This window comes from Virgibacillus necropolis, from assembly GCF_002224365.1.
Classification (GTDB): Bacteria; Bacillota; Bacilli; order Bacillales; family Amphibacillaceae; genus Virgibacillus_F; species Virgibacillus_F necropolis.
The window spans coordinates 2,056,286-2,076,460 of sequence record NZ_CP022437.1 but is presented as its reverse complement, the minus strand read 5'-3'; the positions used below and the strand labels follow the sequence as shown (position 1 = coordinate 2,076,460).

The following is a 20,175-nucleotide window of genomic DNA, read 5'->3' as shown; positions in this document are numbered from 1 at the left end:
TTATTCCCCTTTTAAGCTATGATTTTTGATAGAACACCATTAACGAACTTCCCTGACTTGTCATCTCCATATTTATTAGCCAATTCAACTGCTTCATTGATTGACACATTCGTTGGAATATCTTCTAGATACGTTATTTCATAGGTCGCTATTCGTAATATTGTTTTTTCTACAGACGCAATACGCTTAATCGTCCAATTTTCTAAATGGTTTGATATACTATCATCAATAGTATCTTTTTGTTCCACTACACCCTTTACAAGCCTCTCTAAAAACGAATCAGTATCCCCTGTTTCATTATGTTCAGCCAATGCTTGAGTTGGATCTAATTCATTCAAATCTATTTGAAATAGTATCTGAAATGCTTTCTCTCTTGCTGCATGCCGTTTCATATTCATTACTCCTTTAAACTTATCTTTACAAATAATAACATGAACACCAGGCCAATGCTAGATAAAGCACGAAAAGCGAAGGCGACTGTTCAGAAGCGGACGCATAAGCAAGGAACCGTAGAATGCACGGGCTTAGCATTCGAAGTGTTCATTGCTTATGACGGCAGCTTCTAAGAGCCGCAGCTGGACAAAGAAAAGCGAAGGCGACTGTTCAGCGACGTACAAATAGATAGAACTGGGAAAAGTACGTCGAACTTTACGTACCTTTCCCAGTTCTATCTATTTGCTAGTCGCTAGGAGCCGCAGCTGGACAAAGAAAAGCGAAGGCGACTAAACAAAGAAAAAAACGGCTAAAAGAAATACCCTTAGCCGTTCTCTTAATTATTCACCTTCTGTACCATCTTTTCCATCCATCTGAATACCTACAACATGAACATTAATTTCAGCAATTTCAAGTGCAGTCATGCTTTTTATAGTTTGACGTATATTCGTTTGGAGCTTTTGAGCTACTTGTGGTATTGATACGCCAAAATCTAATACTACATAAAGATCAATCATGATGCCTGTTTCTGTTAATTCTACTTTAACACCTTTACTGTGTGATTTTTTACCAAATCGTTCAACGACTCCAGAAGCAAAGTTCCCACGCATAGAAGATAACCCTTCAATTTCTGTTGCTGAAATACCTGTAATAATTTCAATAACTTCTGGGGCTATCTCTACTGTACCTAAACTGTTATCTTCACTTACGTTTAACAAAGGTTGTTCACTCATCGTAACACTCCCTTATTTATCATTTCTCAAGAATAGGATTTTCTTCTAAAAACTTCGTATTAAAATCACCATCTTTAAACACTTTATGTTCCATAATCAAACGATGAAATGGGATTGTTGTGTAGACCCCTTCGACAACAAACTCATCTAGTGCTCGTCTCATACTATTAATTGCATCTTTGCGAGTCGGTCCATACGTAATTAATTTAGCGATCATTGAGTCATAATATGGCGGAATAGTATATTCAGGATATGCAGCCGAATCAATTCTCACGCCAAAGCCTCCAGGCGGTAAATACATATCAATTTTTCCAGGAGAAGGCATGAAGTTTTTAAATGGATTCTCTGCATTAATACGACATTCAATTGCCCAGCCTTCAAATTCAACATCTTTCTGAGTGAAAGACAATTTTTCATTATTTGCTATTTTGATTTGTTCTTTTATTAAATCAATTCCTGTTACCATCTCTGTAACGGGGTGCTCCACTTGGATGCGTGTATTCATTTCCATAAAATAAAATGATTTACTTGTCCGATCGAAAATATATTCAATTGTTCCAGCACCCACATAATTAACGGCTTTTGCTGCTTTAACAGATGCTTCTCCCATTTTTTCACGTATATCTTCTGTAAGCGCAGGTGAAGGAGACTCTTCTATTAATTTTTGTAGTCTACGTTGAATCGTACAGTCTCGCTCACCTAAATGAACAACATTTCCATGTTGATCTGCAAGGATTTGTATTTCAACATGACGAAAATCTTCAATGAATTTCTCCATATATACGCCTGGATTACCAAAAGCAGTTTCCGCCTCTTTCTGGGTAACCCGAATACCTTTAATTAGTTCCTCTTCGTTTCTTGCTACCCGAATACCTTTACCACCACCACCAGCTGTGGCTTTAATAATCACCGGGTACCCAATTTCATCTGCAACACTTTTAGCTTGTTCTTCATCCTCAATAATACCATCAGAACCAGGTACGATAGGCACATTAGCCGCTTTCATTGTATCTCTAGCAACATCTTTAATACCCATTTTTTGGATAGATTGTGCAGATGGTCCTACGAAAATAATGTTACAAGCATTACAGATCTCAGCAAAGTCTGCATTTTCTGCTAGAAACCCATAACCAGGATGAATCGCATCTACCTCGGTCAATGTTGCTGTGCTAATGATATTTGTAAAGTTTAAGTAACTGTCTTTACTTGCTGTCGGTCCGATACAATAGGCTTCGTCTGCTAGTTTTACATGTAACGAATCTTTATCCGCTTCCGAATAAACAGCTACAGTTTCAATGTCCATTTCTTTGCACGCACGTATGATTCGTACGGCAATTTCTCCTCTGTTAGCAATTAACAGTTTTTTAATCACTTGTTCCATCCCCTTATTTAGCCTTTACTCTAAATAGTGGTTGACCATATTCAACTAATTCTCCATCTTCCACTAAAATCTCTACTATTTCTCCTGTTACTTCTGCTTCAATCTCATTAAATAGTTTCATTGCTTCTACAATACATACCACTGTATCATTCGTTACTTTACTTCCTGTTTGCACATATGGATCACTTTCTGGTGATTCAGCGCTATACAATGTTCCTACCATCGGTGATACAATTTCATAATCGAAATCTGTATCATCTTTTTGGGTAGAAGTGTTTTCCGCATTAGGAGTATGTACTTCTGTATTCTCTACCTTAGCATTAGATTCATTGACTTCCTGTATTTGTTTCGGTTGTTCCGTTTTTTCAACTACTTGTTTTGGTGTTTGCACTACTTCCGCAGCAGATGTTTTTTTCATTGAAACCTTTGCACCGTCTAGTTCATAGGTGAATTCATTAATAGAAGATTGATCAACTAGTTTTATTATTTCACGAATTTCTTGTACTTTTAACATGCTTGGCACTCCTTCTCTCATTTAAAAATACGAACAACATGCACTACTAACTCCTTTTAACATTTTACGCTAAAACTTATAAAAACTTCAACCCATTACTGGAATCATTATGAATATAATATGATACCAATTTTATTATATCAATTATAGTAATTGTTTGCGAATAGTAAATCAAACTAAAAAAAATGACTCCAGCTAACTGGAGCCATTTACTTAGTGATTGCTACTACTTCGTTTTTGATTGTAGATAAACATTTACGGGCATTTCACCAAATTCATCTTTCGCCATTTGCATAATTTGCACTACTTGTTCTTTCGATAAATCATCTGCTTTAACATTAACTTGAATTTGTTCTTGATCTGATCTTACTAATACATCCTGGTACTCTGTAGCTGCTAAAATTGATTCTTCTAAAACAGATTCTTTCGTTGATAATTGATCCAAAACTTCCATTTTAGTCATTGCCTCGTTCTTTTGCTCCGTGGTAGCAGAACTTGAAGCTAGTACATCATCCAATCGATCCTTTGTCTCACTACGAGTATCCTGAATTTCCATGCGAATCGTTGTGAATAACTCATCTTGTCCAACATTTGAAATTTCATCAACATCTGCTTCACCTTCTGCACCCTCAGAATCAGTAGTAACTACCTCTTCGTCTGTTTCCGTATTATTAATAAATGCTTGATCCTCCATATCTGGTGACGTCATGTAGTAAACACTTAACACAATCATCAAGCTGAGCATTGTTAATAACCATACAGTTTGTTTTTTTAACATAAATTAATCTCCCCTAACTTTTTGACATTACTGAAACTCTATGAGTTGGAACATCTAACACTTTTGAAACAGCTTCAACCACCCATTTTTCTACTGTCGCATGGTCAACACCTTTTGCTATCACAAACACCCCTCTAACTTCAGGTTTTTTTGTTTGTATTAAGAGGGGTACTTCTTTATCACCTTGCCTTACTAAGACTACTTGGGATTCCTTTGTATAGTCTTCAATAACACGTGTACCACCGTTCTTATCTGATTCATCTGTAGTTTGTTTACTAGTAATAAGGTTTTTCTCATAAACCTTTACCTTTGTTGAATCAAGGTTTACCATGATTTCAACCTCAGAAACCCCATTAATTTTCTCCAGTAGATCTTTTAATTCCTTTTCATAACTTGCTTCTAAATCATGTGCATTCGAAGTTGACTTCTTTTCACTGGAAACAGGCTTCGTTTCTTGTTGTTGTACAACCGGGTCACCAATCGTTTGATTTGAATTAGATTCTGGTGACGAATTGGAAAAGACATTTCCTATGATGAGTAATAATAATCCAGTGACCCCAATCACAATTAAATATTTACTTTTTTTAGTTGGAACCTTATTGGTTGTTTTACCATCTAGATTACGAAAAACTTTTTTGATGAACTCTTTCAAAATGTCCCCCCTTTCCAAATGACCGTTATTTCTTTATTTTCAACTTCCCATATGTCACGCAAAAGGTTTTCAATTTTTTCTAGATCTGGGCCATCCTTATTACTTTCTGGAGTGTCTGTGCTGATAATCACTTCATCTACAATGTTTACATCCTCCTCACTTTCTTCTGCATGGTTTATATAAACAATGACTTCCTCTAAATCCTTCCACTCTGGTGCTTTTTCTGCAGCAAACGAAAATTCAATGTTTGTTATATCTGCTTGATAGGATTCTAGTAAAGGGGTCTTAGCAAGATCTATTAGTTGGACAGCCATTTGTTCTTCAATATATGCATGTTGTTCGCCTTGTATTTCACTTTTTTGAAATTCTATTAAACTTTCCATATTTTTTTCATTTTCATTATAGCTCTCAAGTCTTTCATACGAGGCAGTTAAAGCATCTTTAACATTTATATCAAATAAATAAAAAATAGGTTTTAAAAAAATTAAGATTAAGATTAACGCAACCACCAATTTTATATACTTTTTCATGGATGTTGCTGGAATGAGTAATTCAATGATGGTTGCAAGTAGCATAAATATGATTATTTGCGTGATCCAATGTATGATGGCATCCATGTAGGGCCCTCCTACCTGAGCATTAATGTAATATTTCCAGCTACTACTAGGATGACGATCGCAAGAAAGAACATAAGTGTAACTGCAATTAATGATGCTAAAATATACATAATATGTTTACTTATCACATTTAAACTTGTAATTATCGGTCCATCCCCTAAAGGCTGTAATACAGCTGCAGCTAACTTATAGATGAAGGCGATGGCAAATATTTTGATTGCAGGAAATAATGCGATCAACACGATACAAATTAGACCAACAATTCCAACTGAATTTTTTAGTAATAAAGATGCACTTAAAATGGTGTCGGCTGCATCCGTAAACGTTCTTCCTACAATGGGAATAAAATTTCCCGTGATAAATTTTGCTGTTTTCATTGCCACCCCATCTTGAATTGCGCTGGCAGCACCTTGAACAGATAAAACACCTAGGAATATGGTTAGAAAAACACCCAAAACACCTAAACTGATTGATTTAAGTAGACTAGCTAAATGTGTGACCTGGTAACTATCAGTTAAACTACTAACAATTAACAATAATGCTGACAAAAATAGTAATGGTAATACGAAATTAGAAACTAACACTCCGCTTGCAAAAATTAGAAAAATAATAATCGGATGAAAAAATGATACGGTAATGAGACTACCGAAAGTTGCCATTAGGCCTAAAATCAAAGGCAATAGAGCAATTAAAAAACTACTCATGGCATCAATGGCATCCTTTGTATAGGAAAATACTAAATAAAAGCTATTTAGCGCGATAAACAATAAAACAAGATAGACTGCAAAATAAGCTATCTTACTGACCATACTTCGTTCAAAGGCTGTATGCATCGTTTGTAATAAAACGGAAAAGAGAGTTAGCATTAACAAGAGTCCTAAAAGTTTCCCGTTAACAATAATTTCATGAAATAAATATTCAACAAGCCCTAAGAGTGTGTTCTTCACGGAAAAAGATCCGTTGTTCTTTATGAACTCATACAGACTTGATTTTTCTAATGCTGGTATATACCCACCATAATCACCAATTAATTTATTCCAATGCTGCTGTATTTTATCAAGTGACACCTTTTCCAATACATCGGTTTCTATTTCAGCAATAGAAGTGGATGCAGATGCTGTATTCCCAAAAGTTAAAATCATGAAAACGGCTAAAATAATTACAATAAAGTTAGAACATCTCATCCATCTATTACTACTCCCTTCGTTACCTTTGCTTTTAGTGTTAACTCACTGGTAAAAAGTTTAGTATTGCTTCTATTACTGCTGAAATAATTGGGACCGCTAATAACAAAATGAACACTTTGCCAGCTAACTCAATCTTAGAGGCTATGGATGATAGACCAGCATCTCTGGTTATATTTGCGCCTATCTCGGCTATATATGCAATACCTATTATTTTAAGTATTGTCTCCATATAGATACCGTCGATAGAAGCCTTCTCTCCAAGTGACTCAATTAATTTGAGAACAGCACCTATCTGGGCAATAACTACAGATAATATAATAATTCCAGTTAATATGATTAATAGATAAGCAATAGAAGCATGCTGATCTTGTAAAATAATAAATAAAAGGCTTGAAATGAGTCCAAGAGTAACAATTTGTAATATATCCATTTGAATCTACCCTTGAAAGAGGAACACGGATTTAATCTGTTGAAACAGATCTGCTAAACCATTTACAACCATTACGAGAACAATGATGAAACCAACTAATGTCGCAAACTGAGCGATTTCTTCTTTTCCCATTTGCTTCAAAATGGTGTGTATTAAGGCTACTATAATTCCGATTCCAGCTATTTGAAATAATATGGATGCATCCGTTAGCATTAATGTACCCCTTTCCTTTACTAAATGAGTAGAAGGACAATAAATAGACCACACAACAGACCTAAACTTTTGGCCATTTTACTGTATTTAAATTCGTTATCTCGCGCCTCTTCTAATTCCCGATCTAAATGATGTACGGCTAATTGGATATGCTTTTGCTGTTGGCTAAAGTCATGTTGCCCAAGTGTTCGTCCGAATTGCTTTAAAATTTCTTTTTCATTCTTACCTATTGCAGAAGTTTGATTAAGTTCATCCACATGATGACTCCATGTGCTATACAAATCAGTCTTTTTATCATCTAAATTAGATGCTAGATTCTGAAAAAAGGATTTTGTAGGATCTGGCAATTGTTTGGCAATACTCTCAAATGCCTCCCTTAGTGGCAACTGACTATATAAAATTTCTGCCTCTAAGATTTGTAATGCATTTTTAAGTTGCCTAATGAGTTTGGGTCTTTCTCGAAATTTATTGCTTATGTCAAACCCTATCCACGTTGTGGTACCGATGAATAGAAGTGCTCCTATCCACACCATGATTCAAACTCCTCTTTTTTTGTAATAGGTTGATACCGACTTCATCGTAAATAGCATGGACAAAGCCTGGCTGTTGGTTTTTTTCTAAGAGAACAAATCGTTTAAAAACATTTTGTTGGAATAACGTCTGCATAGATGGTCGTTTTTTTATTTCTTCAAGTGTTTGTCCATGCACAGAACAAACCACAACTACTCCAGCAAGAATAGCTTCCATTAAAGCCTGTACATCTTTTTTACTACCGATCTCATCGACTACTAATACATCTGGAGACATGGAACGAATCATCATCATCATTCCTTCAGCTTTTGGACAAGCATCCATTACATCTGTCCTTATTCCTACATTATGTTGTGGTACACCCTTTATAGAACCACCTATTTCCGAACGTTCATCGATTACGGCTACCTTTTTGGCTGGAATGTCCTTCCATCCAGTTGCAATCAAACGTACGATATCTCGAATCAATGTTGTTTTACCTGTTTGTGGAGCACCAATAAAAAGTGTATTCATGTATTTCTCCTTATACATATAAGGAATTATAGGCGAAGCTACATTTATCTTTTGTTTGGCAATTCTTATATTAAAGAACGTAATGTGTTGAATAGCCTTAACTGTTCCACCTAATGTGTTTACTTTTCCAGCTAAACCAACTCGATGCCCGCCTTCAATCGTAATATAACCTTCCCTAAGTTCATCTTCCATTCGGTATAATGAAAAGTTACTTAATTGGTTCAGCACAAAAATCCCATCTTGACTTTCCGGCTTTACCGAATGGATCCAATCAATTTTTGAATCATAGATAAGTTCAATTGGTTGGTTTAAACGAAACCGAATTTCTTGTAACTCTGTCCATCGATCTTGTACTTTTCGCTGAATAGCGTCTTTTATATGTTCAGGAAATAATCGTACTATCTCGTCCATAAACTAATCACCTTACTATCGTTTATAGCATTTATATGCTACAAAATAGTAGATATGACATTTTTACTATTATTAGAAGTTGTTCAAAAATTCACCAAATGATAAATGGCGAATCTCTTCGTTACTCGGTTTTTCCGGCCCTCAAAACGCTCGTGCCTCGACCTTGACGCACAGGACGTGCTAATGTCGACTTTGCAACAGGACGTTGCGTTCTTTGTCGACCTGATTTCTAATTCAGCGACTTTTTGAACACACATTATTAAATTCGTATTTATCAGAATTGCATTATATGTTAAACTTTGATTGGTTCTTATATTCAGACGATCCATTACTTTGTTAATATAAAAAAGGAAATAATAAAGATGTTACTATTACTAAAGAAGAAATAATTAAAATCGCGAATTCTATGATCCAACAAACAGAATAAAGTTACTATCCAATAGTAAAGTTAGAAGTTGTTCAAAAAGAAGAGTAAGACGTAATGCGAGGTGAAATGGTTGAGTTTACATATACAAGAGTATGGGGATAAGAATGCTTCACTACTAGTATTCTTGCACGGGGGTGGGGTGAGTAGTTGGATGTGGGATAAACAAATTCAATACTTCACTCACTATCATTGCGTTACGATAGATTTACCAGAACAAGGTAAAAGTAATCATATGAAAAACTTTTCAATCAACTATAGTGCAGAAAAAATAATTGAGTTAATAGAAAAAATACCAAATGGGAAAAAAGTAATCGTTATTGGATTTTCACTAGGAGCTCAAGTAACTATACAAATGTTATGTATGAAACCAGATTTGATTAATTATGCAATCATAAATAGTGCGTTAGTTAGGCCAATCCCATTTGCTAAAAAATTGATTAGTCCCTCTATTAAATTGACACTTCCATTGATTAAAAATAAATCATTTTCAAAGCTTCAAGCAAAAACACTTTATGTTGATAAACAATACTTTGAAACATATTATAAGGAAAGTTCTTTAATGGAATCAGGCACCCTTGTTAGAATATTGGAAGAAAATATGTCATTTGAAATACCCAAAGAATTTAATAAAGCAAAGGGCAGGATATTGTTACTGTTGGTGAAAAAGAAAAAGCAGTAATGATAAAGTCAGCAAATGATATAGTTTCAAAAAACTCGAATTGTACAGGAATAATTATATCTAACGTTGGTCACGGAATATCCTTAGTGAATCCTGATCTCTTTAATCAACTGATAGAAAAGTGGCTACAGGAAAGTATTTTGACACAGGAGATAAAACCAATAAAGTGAAAAATGTCCTTTATGGTAACGGACGCGATGCTTGAATAAAAGGAAACTCTATTTCAGTACCGAGGCAGAATAGCATAATGAAAAAAGTTACTATAAGTAGATTAAAGAGGGGTTGCTGGGATTGCAAAAATGCGATAGTTGCAATACTTCATTTAAGTATAGCGAAATCTTTCAAGCAATTTGGCTGGGCTATAAACCTATTCAATGTGAAAAATGCAGTTCTATACATAAGATAACCATTCCTTCAAGATTCATAGTTGTCTGTTTGACTATATTACCAATGTTGATTTTTGGTTTTTCTTTATCACCGCCATTTAGTAATTTTTTTTTAACTTTAATGATAATGCTCATTATTCCCTTTGTCGGTTCTTTATTGACCCCTTTCTTAGTTAGGTATAAAAGGAAGAACAGATAGATTTAAAAAAATCAACTTCTTATCAACAAGAAAAATCTCAGTTCAGTGAACTGAGATTTTTTTTAATTACAAAAATCACTTCAAATAGGGCAATTAGTTATACAATTTTAGCTGCTTTTTGTAGTGCAATTCCAGGTTTTTGATAGGAAAAGGCACACTTCACCAGTTGCAACTGCTCTTTTACTATTTACTTCGTTGCCCGTGATACATATTTCCCATCAGAAGTACTGATAATTAGAACTTCACCAGTATTAATAAAGAATGGTACCTGTACCGTAATTCCTGTTTCAAGTGTTGCAGACTTTGTGCCTCCACTTGCTGTGTCCCCTTTAATTCCTGGTTCTGTTTCTGTAACTTCTAATTCAACGTTGTTAGGCAGCTCAACACCTAGAATTTCGTCTTCATAGGTAATTACAGATACTTCCATATTTTCTTTAATATACTTTAACTGATGTTCAATTTGCTTTGTTTGTATATCAATTTGTTCGTAAGTGTTTGTATCCATAAAAGTATGGTTATCACCTGATGCATAAAGATATTGCATTTTCTTATTGTCAATATGCGCTTTTCCAACTTTTTCTCCACCACGGAATGTCTTCTCTTGGATATTCCCATTTCGTAAATTACGTAATTTCGAACGTACAAATGCTGCACCTTTTCCTGGTTTCACGTGCTGGAAATCGATAACTTGCCATAAATCGTTATCCACTTCTATTGTTAAACCAGTTTTAAAATCGTTAACTGAAATCATTCATTAAGTCCTCCTTTTATCGCTGTAACTATAACTGAATTAGTTCTTTAGAAGAATGTGTTAAACGTTCGTATCCAGATTCTGTCACTAGTACATCATCTTCTATACGACATCCACCAACATTTGGTATATAAATACCTGGCTCCACAGTTACAACCATTCCTGCCTCAAGTATAGCTTCTGATTTATATGATAGACCAGGTCCTTCATGTACCTCAAGTCCTACACCATGCCCTGTTGAGTGACCAAAATAGTCACCATAGCCTTTTTCATTGATATAATCTCGAGTCAATGCATCAGCTTCAACCCCAGTTATACCAGGTTTAATTCCTTCTACACCTTTTAATTGTGCACTAAGAACGGTATCGTAAATTGTTTTTAATTCATCACTTGGCTCACCAACTGCTAATGTACGCGTTATATCGGAACAATACCCTTTGTAAAGCGCTCCAAAATCTAACGTAACTAGTTCTCCACTTTCTATCTTTTTTTCTGAAGCAACACCATGTGGAAGTGCTGATCGGTAGCCCGACGCAACAATAATATCAAAGCTTGATGACGTAGCACCTTGTTTACGCATGAAAAATTCTAGCTCGTTTGAAACATCTATTTCTTTAACTCCAGGTTTTATAAACCCTTGAATATGTTCAAAAGCGTCATCCGCAATTTTCGCAGCTTCTTTTAATATTGTTAGTTCTTCAGTTGTTTTAATTAAGCGAAGTTTTTCAACAATACCGCTTATCGGAACTAATTCTTTTTTAATTGATTTTTTGTAAAGCTCATATGTTGCAAATGTCAAATGATCCTTTTCGAAACCAACACGTGAAACATTTAACTCATTTAATTGATTGCTTATCTCTTCGATAATGCCTTTTTTATGTTCAACAACTGTAAATGCAGTTGCCTGTTCATTAGCTTGCTCTGTATATCTAAAGTCAGTAATAAAACGAGTATCTTTTTTACTGATAATAGCTACACCAGCTGTTCCAGTAAAACCAGTTATGTATCTTCTATTATAAGGATTCGTAATAATAATTGCATCTAAGTTATTAGTAGCTAACGCCGCTTTCAGTTTTTCAATTTTCTCCATTTCTCTCATTCCTTTCTAATTTTTTTCTATAAATGCCATTGCTGCTAATTTGTAGCCCATTACGCCTAATCCAACAATCTGTCCATAACATACAGGCGCAAGCATGGAATGATGCCTGAATTCTTCACGATTATGTACATTTGAGATATGCACTTCAATAACAGGGGTTTTAATAGCTTTAATCGTATCACGTATGGCTATACTTGTATGCGTGTATGCTGCTGGGTTAAAAATTATTCCATTAAATTTACCAGTGGCATCCTGTAGCCTATCAATCAATTCCCCTTCATGATTCGATTGAAAACATTCTAGTTCAAAACCATTTTCCTTGGCTATAAGTTCTACCGATTTTTCAATGTCTTCTAATGAGAAATCACCATATATGTCATTCTCACGATTTCCTAATAAATTTAAGTTTGGACCATTTAATAATAATAGACGTTTCATACGACTCATCCCCTTTGCGGTCGTGATTATCGGACTTTTTTAGTTTATCATAAACAGTGGGATATTAATAACTATAAGTGTGGGTTCAAAAAGGCGACAAATTAGAAACAAGAAGTTCAAGGCGCGAAGGTTTTGAGGACCGGAAAAACTGCGCAACGAAGAAATTCGCCGTTTATCATTTGGTGACTTTTTGAACATCCTCTATAAAGAAAAAACAGCTAATTTTTCAGCTGTTTATCCATTACCTTCTTCAGTTGCTTGTCCACGTATTGCCGTATCACGATAATCATAGGAAATGGAATAACCTATAAAAGTTCCATATAAAATAAAGAGACATAAAGTAGATACAATTGTATCTTTACCAAGTTCGTTTAATGGCGGTATGTTTGGGAAAATGGGTTGAAGTAAGTAAAATACTATTCCCCATAAAATAATACCAAACAAGGTTCCAATCCACATTGTACTTATTTTTCTTAATAAACCATAGTATACTAATGCAACTACAATGGATATAACTCCTATTATCACAATTGATATTAGGTCACCCAACCATTCATGTGTCCATTTTGCATTCAACCATGATCGTAGTATGAAAGATGTAGGGCTGACCTTTGAGAAATTAAAATAATACATGATGAGCCCGAGTGTACTCCAACCAAGTCCTCCAATGAAGCCGGTAAGCAATGATCTAGCCAGTAAGGAGTATGATTTTTCCTGTTTATTTTGTTCTAATTTTTCTTTTTTTCCCATAAACATGCACCTCCATCCATAGTATGACCAATTCCAATCAAAGATATCATGTAAAAATAATAAAGAAAGCTAGTGAATAAGAACGTTTTCTAGTAAAATGGAGGACGTAGATCATTAAAATAATTATTTAGAAGAAAAGATAGCGGTACCTGAATATTTTTAGCAAAAAAGGAAAGAATCTATTGTAGCAAGATTTTCTTTTGTACTTGGAATGGTTGCACCTAAAGATGGCCAAATTGATGTTGCTTTTCGTGCTTTTGTAAAATTTTTAGTAATTGAGGCTATAAATTAGATAAAAGTGGTATAAAGAATAATAAGTACTATAATTTGCCTGGTTTATTTTGAAAGGAGGACAACTGATGTTTCGTAATAAATTTTCTGCATTTCTTTATATTATATTAGGATTGGCTGCAATTGGTTTACTTACACAGTTATTTACCAATACGGTTGATTTTCTAACGAACATAATGGTTATGCTTGGAATTGGTCTAGCGATTTTTGCGGTAATCTATGTTTTCTTTTTCAGAAAAAGGGCATCATCAAATGATATGAAGAAATACAAAAGTGCGGTTAAACAATCGAAATCAAAATATGCTCCCAAAAACTTCACTATTTCTGATAGCGCAAAGAGAAAACAGTCATCACAGATAAAAAGAAAAACAAGTAAACGTGCTACCCATTTACGTGTAATTGACGGAAATAAACATAAACGAAAAAACCGAGCTTATTAATGGCTCGGTTTTTTCGTTTAAGCATTTGTTTGTTATGGCCAGCTTGTTAAAAATTCATTGGTATTCTTTTCGCCCAGTTCTATTAGACTTTTCTTTACGTTATCCTCAATTTTAAAATTAGTTGTATCTACATGTTTAATCGGAATAAAAATTGTATTTTTTTGATGCGAAGTTGAAACATACCTTACATCATGTGCCTGTTTCATAGTCGTGAACATTGCCTGTGTCATATCCATAGCGTTTTTTATTTTCTTTGGATCTGTATTTTTTAGATCGCCACTAAGTTTCACACCTAAAACAGGACGCAAATTGCGTTCATTTGGCTTATTAAAGATCCATAATGGATAATTACTTAACAGGCCTCCGTCTACAATAATACTTTTCTTCGCTGTTTTGCCAAGGATTTCCTTAGGCATAAAAAAATATGGGTAACCCGCACTCATTCTAATAGCTCTTGCAATTACAAAATGATCAGGAGTAATACCATATACGCGTTCTAAATCATCTGGAATTACTACAAGTTTACCAAGCGAAAGATCGCTAATTACTACCTTTAAATAACCTGGTTTTATATCGCGAAATGTATAAACCTTTTTTTCAGCAAGGCGATTGTATATCCATTCTTCTAGTAGGTCTCCCTTATACATTCCCATCTTATAGTATAAGTAAAACCATTTGCTTAATGGAAAAAGCTTACTTAATGCAGGAGGATCGAGGAAATCATGTAGGTTTAAATTATTTATCGTTTCTTCTAATTCAGTCAGTGAATAATTAGCTGCTAGTAACCCAGCTACAATTGCACCTGCCGATGTTCCAGCAACACGCTCTATTTCAAGATTATTGGTTTTCATACTCCGTAATGCGCCTATGAATGCAAATGATTTTACGCCACCACCCGAAAACACAACATCAATTTTCATTGGCCATCTCCTTATGGTGCCTTTTTACATATTTAAGCATAAGGAAATTAAATTAGAACAATGGACAAATACTATTTATTATTTTTCATGTTCCATCTTTCTCAGGTCATCAATTCTTGTTTTATCTGTTTTAAAATATTGCACTAATTCACCAATTCGATCAATTGAATGCCAGCTTAGATGATGTTCGATTCCTTCAACGTCTTCATAAATTTTATCTTCATCTACCCCAATTATTTCCAAGAACTGTTCTAATAGTTCATGCCGGAATACAAGACGTTCCCCAATTTTTTTCCCTTTTGGAGTAAGAATAAATCCACGATATTTTTCGTAATTTAAATACTCGTCCTTGTCCAATTTTTGCACCATTTTTGTGACAGAGGAAGGATGAACAGCTAGCTGTTCAGCAATATCTGAAACTCGCGCATACCCTTTTGATTCCATTAAGTTATAGATTTGTTCTATGTAGTCTTCCATACTAGGTGTAGGCATGTTATCTCCTCATTTCAGCGAATAATTTTTTAGCGTGTGCAACATTGTTTCTTATAAAAAGCATACAGGAACAATTACTGGTAAACAAGTAATATAGGCAAAAAAAGAACTAGCAAATTTTAAGCTAGTTGTAGCCTTAAAATAAAGTTTAATCAAAAGTATCCCGCAAAACCACAGTTTAGTGTAAATAAAAAGAAAAAAAGATTGACCAAAATGGATTCTTCTATCGTGAATTAGTATACATTTTTTATAAAAAAGTTTGAGCACTTTCTGCCCTTGAACTTCCACAATCGCGCCCTTTTCTTGAACTATAATGTAAACAATGTAACTGGGTAAGAATGATGCAAAGACGGAATCATCCCATAAGATAAATAGATCACAAACTGTTTAGGACTGTGATATTCGGGGTATTATTTAGTCAACAAAAGTGGAGGATTAGCCTCCTCTACTTGCTTTAAAAGTTTTTAATGAACATGAAAATTATCCACGCTCCATTAAAAAATTTCTTCACTCGTGAATGAAAACTCCTACAGTATGGTCCGATTCATAAAAGGTACCTGTTAAACAAGCGTGCCCTTTTGCGTAAAATTTTGAAATGCGCCTGTCCATGCATTCATTTAAAGATGGATTAAGTTGACAAGCTTCCCGAACGGTTCCCTAACGTAAAAACGTCGCATACCCCCATGGCTCCTTGGCTTTCCATACTCAAATGGAATTCCTGCTTATTTTATACGAGTTAGTGCATTATTAAGATCATCAACTTCAATTGACAAATCAGGCACCGAAGTCCCCCAACCACCTTCTAAAAGGAAACTAATTTGAGTGTCCATTTTTTCATGCAAGCCATAGGTTGCAATGAATTGCAAAAAGGATGCTGTTGCCAATAAAAAAGTTCTTTCGGCCGATTGATAGTAAAGATTCTAGATATTATAGTTTAGTTTATAATTGAAATTTTAATAAAGGAGAGGAACAGTATGTACATAGTCAACAAGAAGAAACTCTTTTTGATGACTCTAGCTGTATTTTTAGGGGTAATGCTTACTGCATGTTCGGGTGAGAAACCAGAACAAAAAACAGAAACAAGCCAGCCTCAAACAAAAGAAGAAGAAAAGAAAAGTGATGAGGCTCATTGGTCATACAATGGACAAACAGGTCCGGAAAATTGGGCCGAATTGAGTTCTGAATTTAAAAAATGTGAGCGTGGGAAAGAACAGTCGCCGGTTGACATTAAAACCTCTAAACTTGAGAAGAAACCAAAAAAGGTTCAATTTGAATATGAATCAACTTCGTTTGAAATCGTAAATAACGGCCATGCTATTCAAGCAAACGCCAAGGGGCAGAAAAATAATGCTTTCCGACTTGATAGAAAAGAATACCAATTAGGTCAATCTCACTTCCACGCTCCAAGTGAGCATACTGTAAATGGGGAACATTACGATATGGAAATGCACCTCGTTCATAAAAGCAAAGAAGGAAAGCTAGCTGTCGTAACATTTTTTGTTGAAGAAGGGAAAGAGAATAAAACGTTGAAAGGAATGTGGTCGAATTTACCGAAACAAAAAGGTGAAACAAGTAAATTGACTAAAAAGATCAATCCGGCACACTTTATTTCGGAAAATCAGCAAGCATATATTTATAATGGTTCGTTGACAACACCTCCATGTTCCGAAGGAGTAAAGTGGCTCATTTTTAAAAAACCGCTTCAAATGTCAAAAGAACAAATTAACCGTTTTAAAGAAATTCACTCACATACTAATCGTCCAACACAGGAACTTAACGAACGCGAAGTGAGTATTGTTGAATAAATAACAAAAAAGATGTACGACTACGATCTCTATCTTCGCCAAACGGTGAGTTTTCTTTATGCTCTGCAGTTATGTACGTTTTTTCTGCAAAACTATGTACCTATTTTGCACTAAACAGGTATACGCCCATTGCGGCGTTAATTTTGTGTAATGTAAGTTTTCATGAGAGAACAGAGAGTAGAAAAATTTTGCTCTCTGTTTCATTGATAGATGCAAATTATCGTTTCTTATTTATTCCACAAAATGGCACTTCGTATAACCCTAAATTATTTTTACCGTAAGAAACCCCTATTTAGACAAATTACATCCAAAGAGGGTAATAAACGGTTCATCTTTTTTTCAAAACGGTGTAACTTTATTTCAAATCCACAAAAACTGTAGCTTTAAAATAAAGACAAGTACCTCCCGAACCCACATTTTACAATAAATAATAAGAATCCATTTTGAAAAAAGGTTGATTATTTCGGAAAGCGAATATTCAACTAACGCACCATTTACTTTAAGAACACTTATTCACAAACTATGGTTATATAGTTCTATATCTTGAATTAATCTTTGTACTGACTGTTGCCAAAAATCTGGTTGTGAAAGGTCTATATTGAAATGTTTCTTAAATAGTTGTTCTAATGGCAGCATTCCAGTTTCACTCAGGAACCCTTGAAACTTTTGTTTGAATTGTTTATCCTCTTTAGCTAGTTCTAAAAGTCCAATACTTAATAAAAACCCAAAAGAATATGGATAATTATAAAAAGGAACATTAGCTTGATAAAACTGTCCATATTTAATCCATACAAAAGACTCATATTCAATTAAACTATCTCCATACGCTTTTTCCTGACATGTTAACGAAAGTTCTTCTATCTGCTTGGCATTCAATTGTCCTTTTTTTCTACGCTCATAAAACTCATTCTCAAATAAGAAGGCTCCTCTTATAGACATCAAATAATTAAGACTGCGCTCAATCTTTGACCCAAGAATTGCTTTTTTAACTGAAACTTCTTTGGTGTTTTGAATAATATAGTCAATAAATGCTGTTTCAAAAAAGATTGAAGAAGTCTCTGCCATTGTCATTTCAAATGTATCATCTGAAAATTGTATTGAAGGAGTATCTTTCATTTGTTTAAAATGCCAAGCATGACCAAGTTCGTGTGCAAGTCTTCTAGCACTATCTATGCTATTATCAAAACTTAATGAAATTCGTGATTCACCTTCTGGAATAAATGGAGCACAAAATCCACCAGGTGGTTTTGTTCCTCGTTGCTCCGCATCGACCCATCCTTGTGTAATTGTTCTTCTTACAAACTCACACATATTGTTGTCAATTTTTTCAAGAGACTTTGTTATTTCTTCAACAGCTTGTGAGAAAGTAATTTGAATAGACTCATTTTGAGATGAAGTCATCAATTCATGCCAAGAGGGTTTTTCAGTTCCTATTTCTTCTTTTATTTTGAAATAACTTGAAAGCTCTTGTATATTGGATTCTACTGCATTCCACATAGTATTAAGTATTGGTCTAGATATGCCATTTAATTTTAAAGATTCGTCAAGGTAGTCTACTTTTTTTATCTTATTTTCATTTAGTCTTAGTGCTACCATTTGATTATATATTGAAGCAAAGATATTCGCTTGTGTTTCAAGGGTTTTGTTTAGTTCATTGAATACCTGAATCCTTTTAGATTGTTCTGGATGTGCCAAGGCTAAATTAATTGCTTCAGCAAAAGTTATTTCATCCCCTCCTTTGACTGGATCTATTTTTATATTATTACGGACTTGTATATAAAGGTCTTCAAGACCACCTAATGTTTCTCTGGCAAAATTTGAAACAACCTTTTCTTCTTTTGTTGTCGTTTCTGCATCCTTAAGTAAATCCACTATAAGACTTTTTTGATTAATATTGTTTGACCAATTTACTAATTGATTTTCACTCATATTACTTAGGTCTTCTTGCAAATTTGATAATATAAAGCTAACTTGGGATTTTAATGCTGATACGAATCCGTTTAATGATGTTAGGTGAGAAGGGTCAAGGTTTTCTGTAGTTAAGCAGTAATAAAAGGATTCTGCTGATTCAATATTTTTTATTATTTGCGAAATCATGGTCAATTCACTGTTATTCAAGATATTGGTTTTCGAATACTCCTCGATTTCTGTCAACTTTTCTTTAATACTATTTAAATAACATTCAAACCTTTCCAAGTCAGGACCACATAGGAGATTACTTAAATCCCAACGGACTGATGTGTTGAATGTTTCCATATATTTCTCCCCTTTTTATTGATTTTGTATTTCTACATGTTAAACACTAATCTTAACGTAAAATCACAATAACTCTTTGTTAAATATCACAAAGAATAACTTCTCTGTTGTTAAACAATCCTGCTGCGTTAGTTAAATAACTCTATTTCCACAATATTCAAAAATCATCTCTAAAAAAAGAAGACGATCCTTTTGATGATCGACTTGTTAAACTCTTGCACCATTTAATTAACTAAGGAAGCCAAAAATTCACCTATACGTATTTCCATAACTTCTATTTTATGTTCTTCATTTAAATTTGCTTGTCCAGTTACTGTTTCAATTTCTGATTTTTCGCTTCCTTCTTTTTGGTACTGCAATTCTACTGTGAAATCATAAATTATCTCTTCAGATTCTGTTTTCTCATATTCGATATTTTTTACTTTAAAGTTGTAATCATATTTCATTGCTTGAATCAGTATTCCAGAACCATTATTTTGACTTACAAATTCCACATAGGATGTTTCAGTTGCAAAATATTCTTCAAAATGGTCTTTATCATATTGTACTAAGTCTTCGACTTCCTCATTATTAAATATTTTCTTCAATTCATCATTTGGTCCTGTAAGAGCTTTCTGTAATACGGATTCAATTGTCTCTATATTTTCATCCTGAGTTTCCTGCTCTGCATTTCCTGTGCAACCAGCTGTCAATAAAAGAAGTGAAGCGAATAAAGCGATTACAAATAATTTATACGTTTGTTTTTTCATATAAAATCCCCCTTTATAAGTAATACGATGAATTACGTTAATAAATTTCAAAAAAATATAATATTCATACATATTTCATATTTTCACAAAATTTCCCTTT

General features: G+C 34.1%; 23 protein-coding genes and 1 pseudogene. 4 read left to right on the top strand and 20 right to left on the bottom strand.

Annotation, left to right across the window (positions count from 1 at the left end; translation table 11 throughout):
• Positions 1-11: 11 nt before the first annotated feature.
• From nusB to spoIIIAA, 12 genes are all read right to left on the bottom strand, one after another.
• Positions 12-392, bottom strand: coding sequence for a transcription antitermination factor NusB (gene nusB / locus CFK40_RS09815; protein ID WP_089532138.1), 381 nt, complete (start codon positions 390-392; stop codon positions 12-14).
• Positions 393-773: 381 nt separating this feature from the next.
• Complete coding sequence (locus tag CFK40_RS09810) at positions 774-1,166, bottom strand: Asp23/Gls24 family envelope stress response protein (protein WP_089532137.1); 393 nt, start codon at positions 1,164-1,166, stop codon at positions 774-776.
• A gap of 19 nt (positions 1,167-1,185) precedes the next feature.
• Positions 1,186-2,538, bottom strand: a complete 1,353-nt coding sequence (gene accC, locus CFK40_RS09805; RefSeq protein WP_089532136.1) for an acetyl-CoA carboxylase biotin carboxylase subunit — start codon at positions 2,536-2,538, stop codon at positions 1,186-1,188.
• Between the two features lie 13 nt (positions 2,539-2,551).
• Entirely contained in the window at positions 2,552-3,061 is a 510-nt protein-coding gene (gene accB / locus CFK40_RS09800; RefSeq protein WP_089532135.1) for an acetyl-CoA carboxylase biotin carboxyl carrier protein, read from the bottom strand.
• A 226-nt stretch (positions 3,062-3,287) separates the two neighbouring features.
• A complete protein-coding gene (locus tag CFK40_RS09795) occupies positions 3,288-3,839 on the bottom strand; it encodes a SpoIIIAH-like family protein (RefSeq protein WP_089532134.1) in 552 nt (183 codons plus the stop codon).
• Positions 3,840-3,852: 13 nt separating this feature from the next.
• Positions 3,853-4,491 carry a stage III sporulation protein AG gene (gene spoIIIAG, locus CFK40_RS09790; RefSeq protein ID WP_089532133.1) on the bottom strand — a complete coding sequence of 213 codons (639 nt, stop codon included), beginning with the start codon at positions 4,489-4,491 and terminating at the stop codon, positions 3,853-3,855.
• Positions 4,488-5,108: a stage III sporulation protein AF gene (gene spoIIIAF / locus CFK40_RS09785; RefSeq protein ID WP_089532132.1), complete on the bottom strand. Its 621-nt coding sequence runs from the start codon at positions 5,106-5,108 to the stop codon at positions 4,488-4,490. The genes spoIIIAG and spoIIIAF overlap by 4 nt, the downstream gene beginning before the upstream one ends.
• 11 nt (positions 5,109-5,119) lie before the next feature.
• Positions 5,120-6,292, bottom strand: coding sequence for a stage III sporulation protein AE (spoIIIAE, locus tag CFK40_RS09780; protein ID WP_089532131.1), 1,173 nt, complete (start codon positions 6,290-6,292; stop codon positions 5,120-5,122).
• 40 nt (positions 6,293-6,332) lie between these two features.
• Positions 6,333-6,725 carry a stage III sporulation protein AD gene (gene spoIIIAD, locus CFK40_RS09775; RefSeq protein WP_089532130.1) on the bottom strand — a complete coding sequence of 131 codons (393 nt, stop codon included), beginning with the start codon at positions 6,723-6,725 and terminating at the stop codon, positions 6,333-6,335.
• A gap of 6 nt (positions 6,726-6,731) precedes the next feature.
• Positions 6,732-6,938 carry a stage III sporulation protein AC gene (gene spoIIIAC, locus CFK40_RS09770; RefSeq protein ID WP_089532129.1) on the bottom strand — a complete coding sequence of 69 codons (207 nt, stop codon included), beginning with the start codon at positions 6,936-6,938 and terminating at the stop codon, positions 6,732-6,734.
• A gap of 20 nt (positions 6,939-6,958) precedes the next feature.
• On the bottom strand, positions 6,959-7,471 hold the full coding sequence (gene spoIIIAB, locus CFK40_RS09765) for a stage III sporulation protein SpoIIIAB (protein ID WP_089532128.1): 513 nt from the start codon (positions 7,469-7,471) through the stop codon (positions 6,959-6,961).
• On the bottom strand, positions 7,416-8,393 hold the full coding sequence (spoIIIAA, locus tag CFK40_RS09760; protein ID WP_089532127.1) for a stage III sporulation protein AA: 978 nt from the start codon (positions 8,391-8,393) through the stop codon (positions 7,416-7,418). Before spoIIIAA ends, spoIIIAB begins: the two co-directional genes overlap by 56 nt.
• Before the next feature lie 497 nt (positions 8,394-8,890).
• Between spoIIIAA and CFK40_RS09755 the strand changes: the two are divergent.
• Both CFK40_RS09755 and CFK40_RS21795 read left to right on the top strand, forming a co-directional pair.
• Positions 8,891-9,669, top strand: a pseudogene (locus tag CFK40_RS09755) (alpha/beta fold hydrolase).
• A gap of 112 nt (positions 9,670-9,781) precedes the next feature.
• Positions 9,782-10,084, top strand: a complete 303-nt coding sequence (locus tag CFK40_RS21795) for a TIGR04104 family putative zinc finger protein (protein WP_405196579.1) — start codon at positions 9,782-9,784, stop codon at positions 10,082-10,084.
• Positions 10,085-10,271: 187 nt separating this feature from the next.
• Here CFK40_RS21795 and efp read toward each other — a convergent pair whose 3' ends face one another.
• The 4 genes from efp to CFK40_RS09730 form a co-directional block, all read right to left on the bottom strand.
• On the bottom strand, positions 10,272-10,835 hold the full coding sequence (gene efp / locus CFK40_RS09745; protein WP_089532125.1) for an elongation factor P: 564 nt from the start codon (positions 10,833-10,835) through the stop codon (positions 10,272-10,274).
• 28 nt (positions 10,836-10,863) lie between these two features.
• Positions 10,864-11,925, bottom strand: a complete 1,062-nt coding sequence (locus tag CFK40_RS09740) for a M24 family metallopeptidase (protein WP_089532124.1) — start codon at positions 11,923-11,925, stop codon at positions 10,864-10,866.
• Between the two features lie 15 nt (positions 11,926-11,940).
• The gene (gene aroQ / locus CFK40_RS09735; protein ID WP_089532123.1) at positions 11,941-12,372 is read right to left on the bottom strand and encodes a type II 3-dehydroquinate dehydratase; all 432 of its coding nucleotides are present in this window, start codon (positions 12,370-12,372) and stop codon (positions 11,941-11,943) included.
• 234 nt (positions 12,373-12,606) lie between these two features.
• Positions 12,607-13,122: a YqhR family membrane protein gene (locus tag CFK40_RS09730; RefSeq protein ID WP_089532122.1), complete on the bottom strand. Its 516-nt coding sequence runs from the start codon at positions 13,120-13,122 to the stop codon at positions 12,607-12,609.
• Between the two features lie 359 nt (positions 13,123-13,481).
• On the opposite strand from CFK40_RS09730, the gene CFK40_RS09725 reads away from it, so the two are divergent.
• Positions 13,482-13,853 (top strand): SA1362 family protein, encoded by a 372-nt coding sequence (locus tag CFK40_RS09725; protein WP_089532121.1) that lies wholly within the window; start codon positions 13,482-13,484, stop codon positions 13,851-13,853.
• A 32-nt stretch (positions 13,854-13,885) separates the two neighbouring features.
• Here the strand turns inward: CFK40_RS09725 and CFK40_RS09720 are convergent, their stop codons facing one another.
• Positions 13,886-14,773 (bottom strand): patatin-like phospholipase family protein, encoded by an 888-nt coding sequence (locus tag CFK40_RS09720; protein WP_089532120.1) that lies wholly within the window; start codon positions 14,771-14,773, stop codon positions 13,886-13,888.
• A gap of 78 nt (positions 14,774-14,851) precedes the next feature.
• Positions 14,852-15,265 carry a transcriptional regulator MntR gene (gene mntR / locus CFK40_RS09715; protein WP_089532119.1) on the bottom strand — a complete coding sequence of 138 codons (414 nt, stop codon included), beginning with the start codon at positions 15,263-15,265 and terminating at the stop codon, positions 14,852-14,854.
• 974 nt (positions 15,266-16,239) lie between these two features.
• Between mntR and CFK40_RS09705 the strand changes: the two genes are divergently transcribed.
• Positions 16,240-17,070: a carbonic anhydrase gene (locus CFK40_RS09705; RefSeq protein ID WP_089532118.1), complete on the top strand. Its 831-nt coding sequence runs from the start codon at positions 16,240-16,242 to the stop codon at positions 17,068-17,070.
• 513 nt (positions 17,071-17,583) lie between these two features.
• Here CFK40_RS09705 and CFK40_RS09700 read toward each other — a convergent pair.
• Positions 17,584-19,326: a M3 family metallopeptidase gene (locus CFK40_RS09700; protein ID WP_089532117.1), complete on the bottom strand. Its 1,743-nt coding sequence runs from the start codon at positions 19,324-19,326 to the stop codon at positions 17,584-17,586.
• Positions 19,327-19,550: 224 nt separating this feature from the next.
• A complete protein-coding gene (locus tag CFK40_RS09695; protein WP_089532116.1) occupies positions 19,551-20,075 on the bottom strand; it encodes a hypothetical protein in 525 nt (174 codons plus the stop codon).
• Positions 20,076-20,175: the final 100 nt, after the last annotated feature.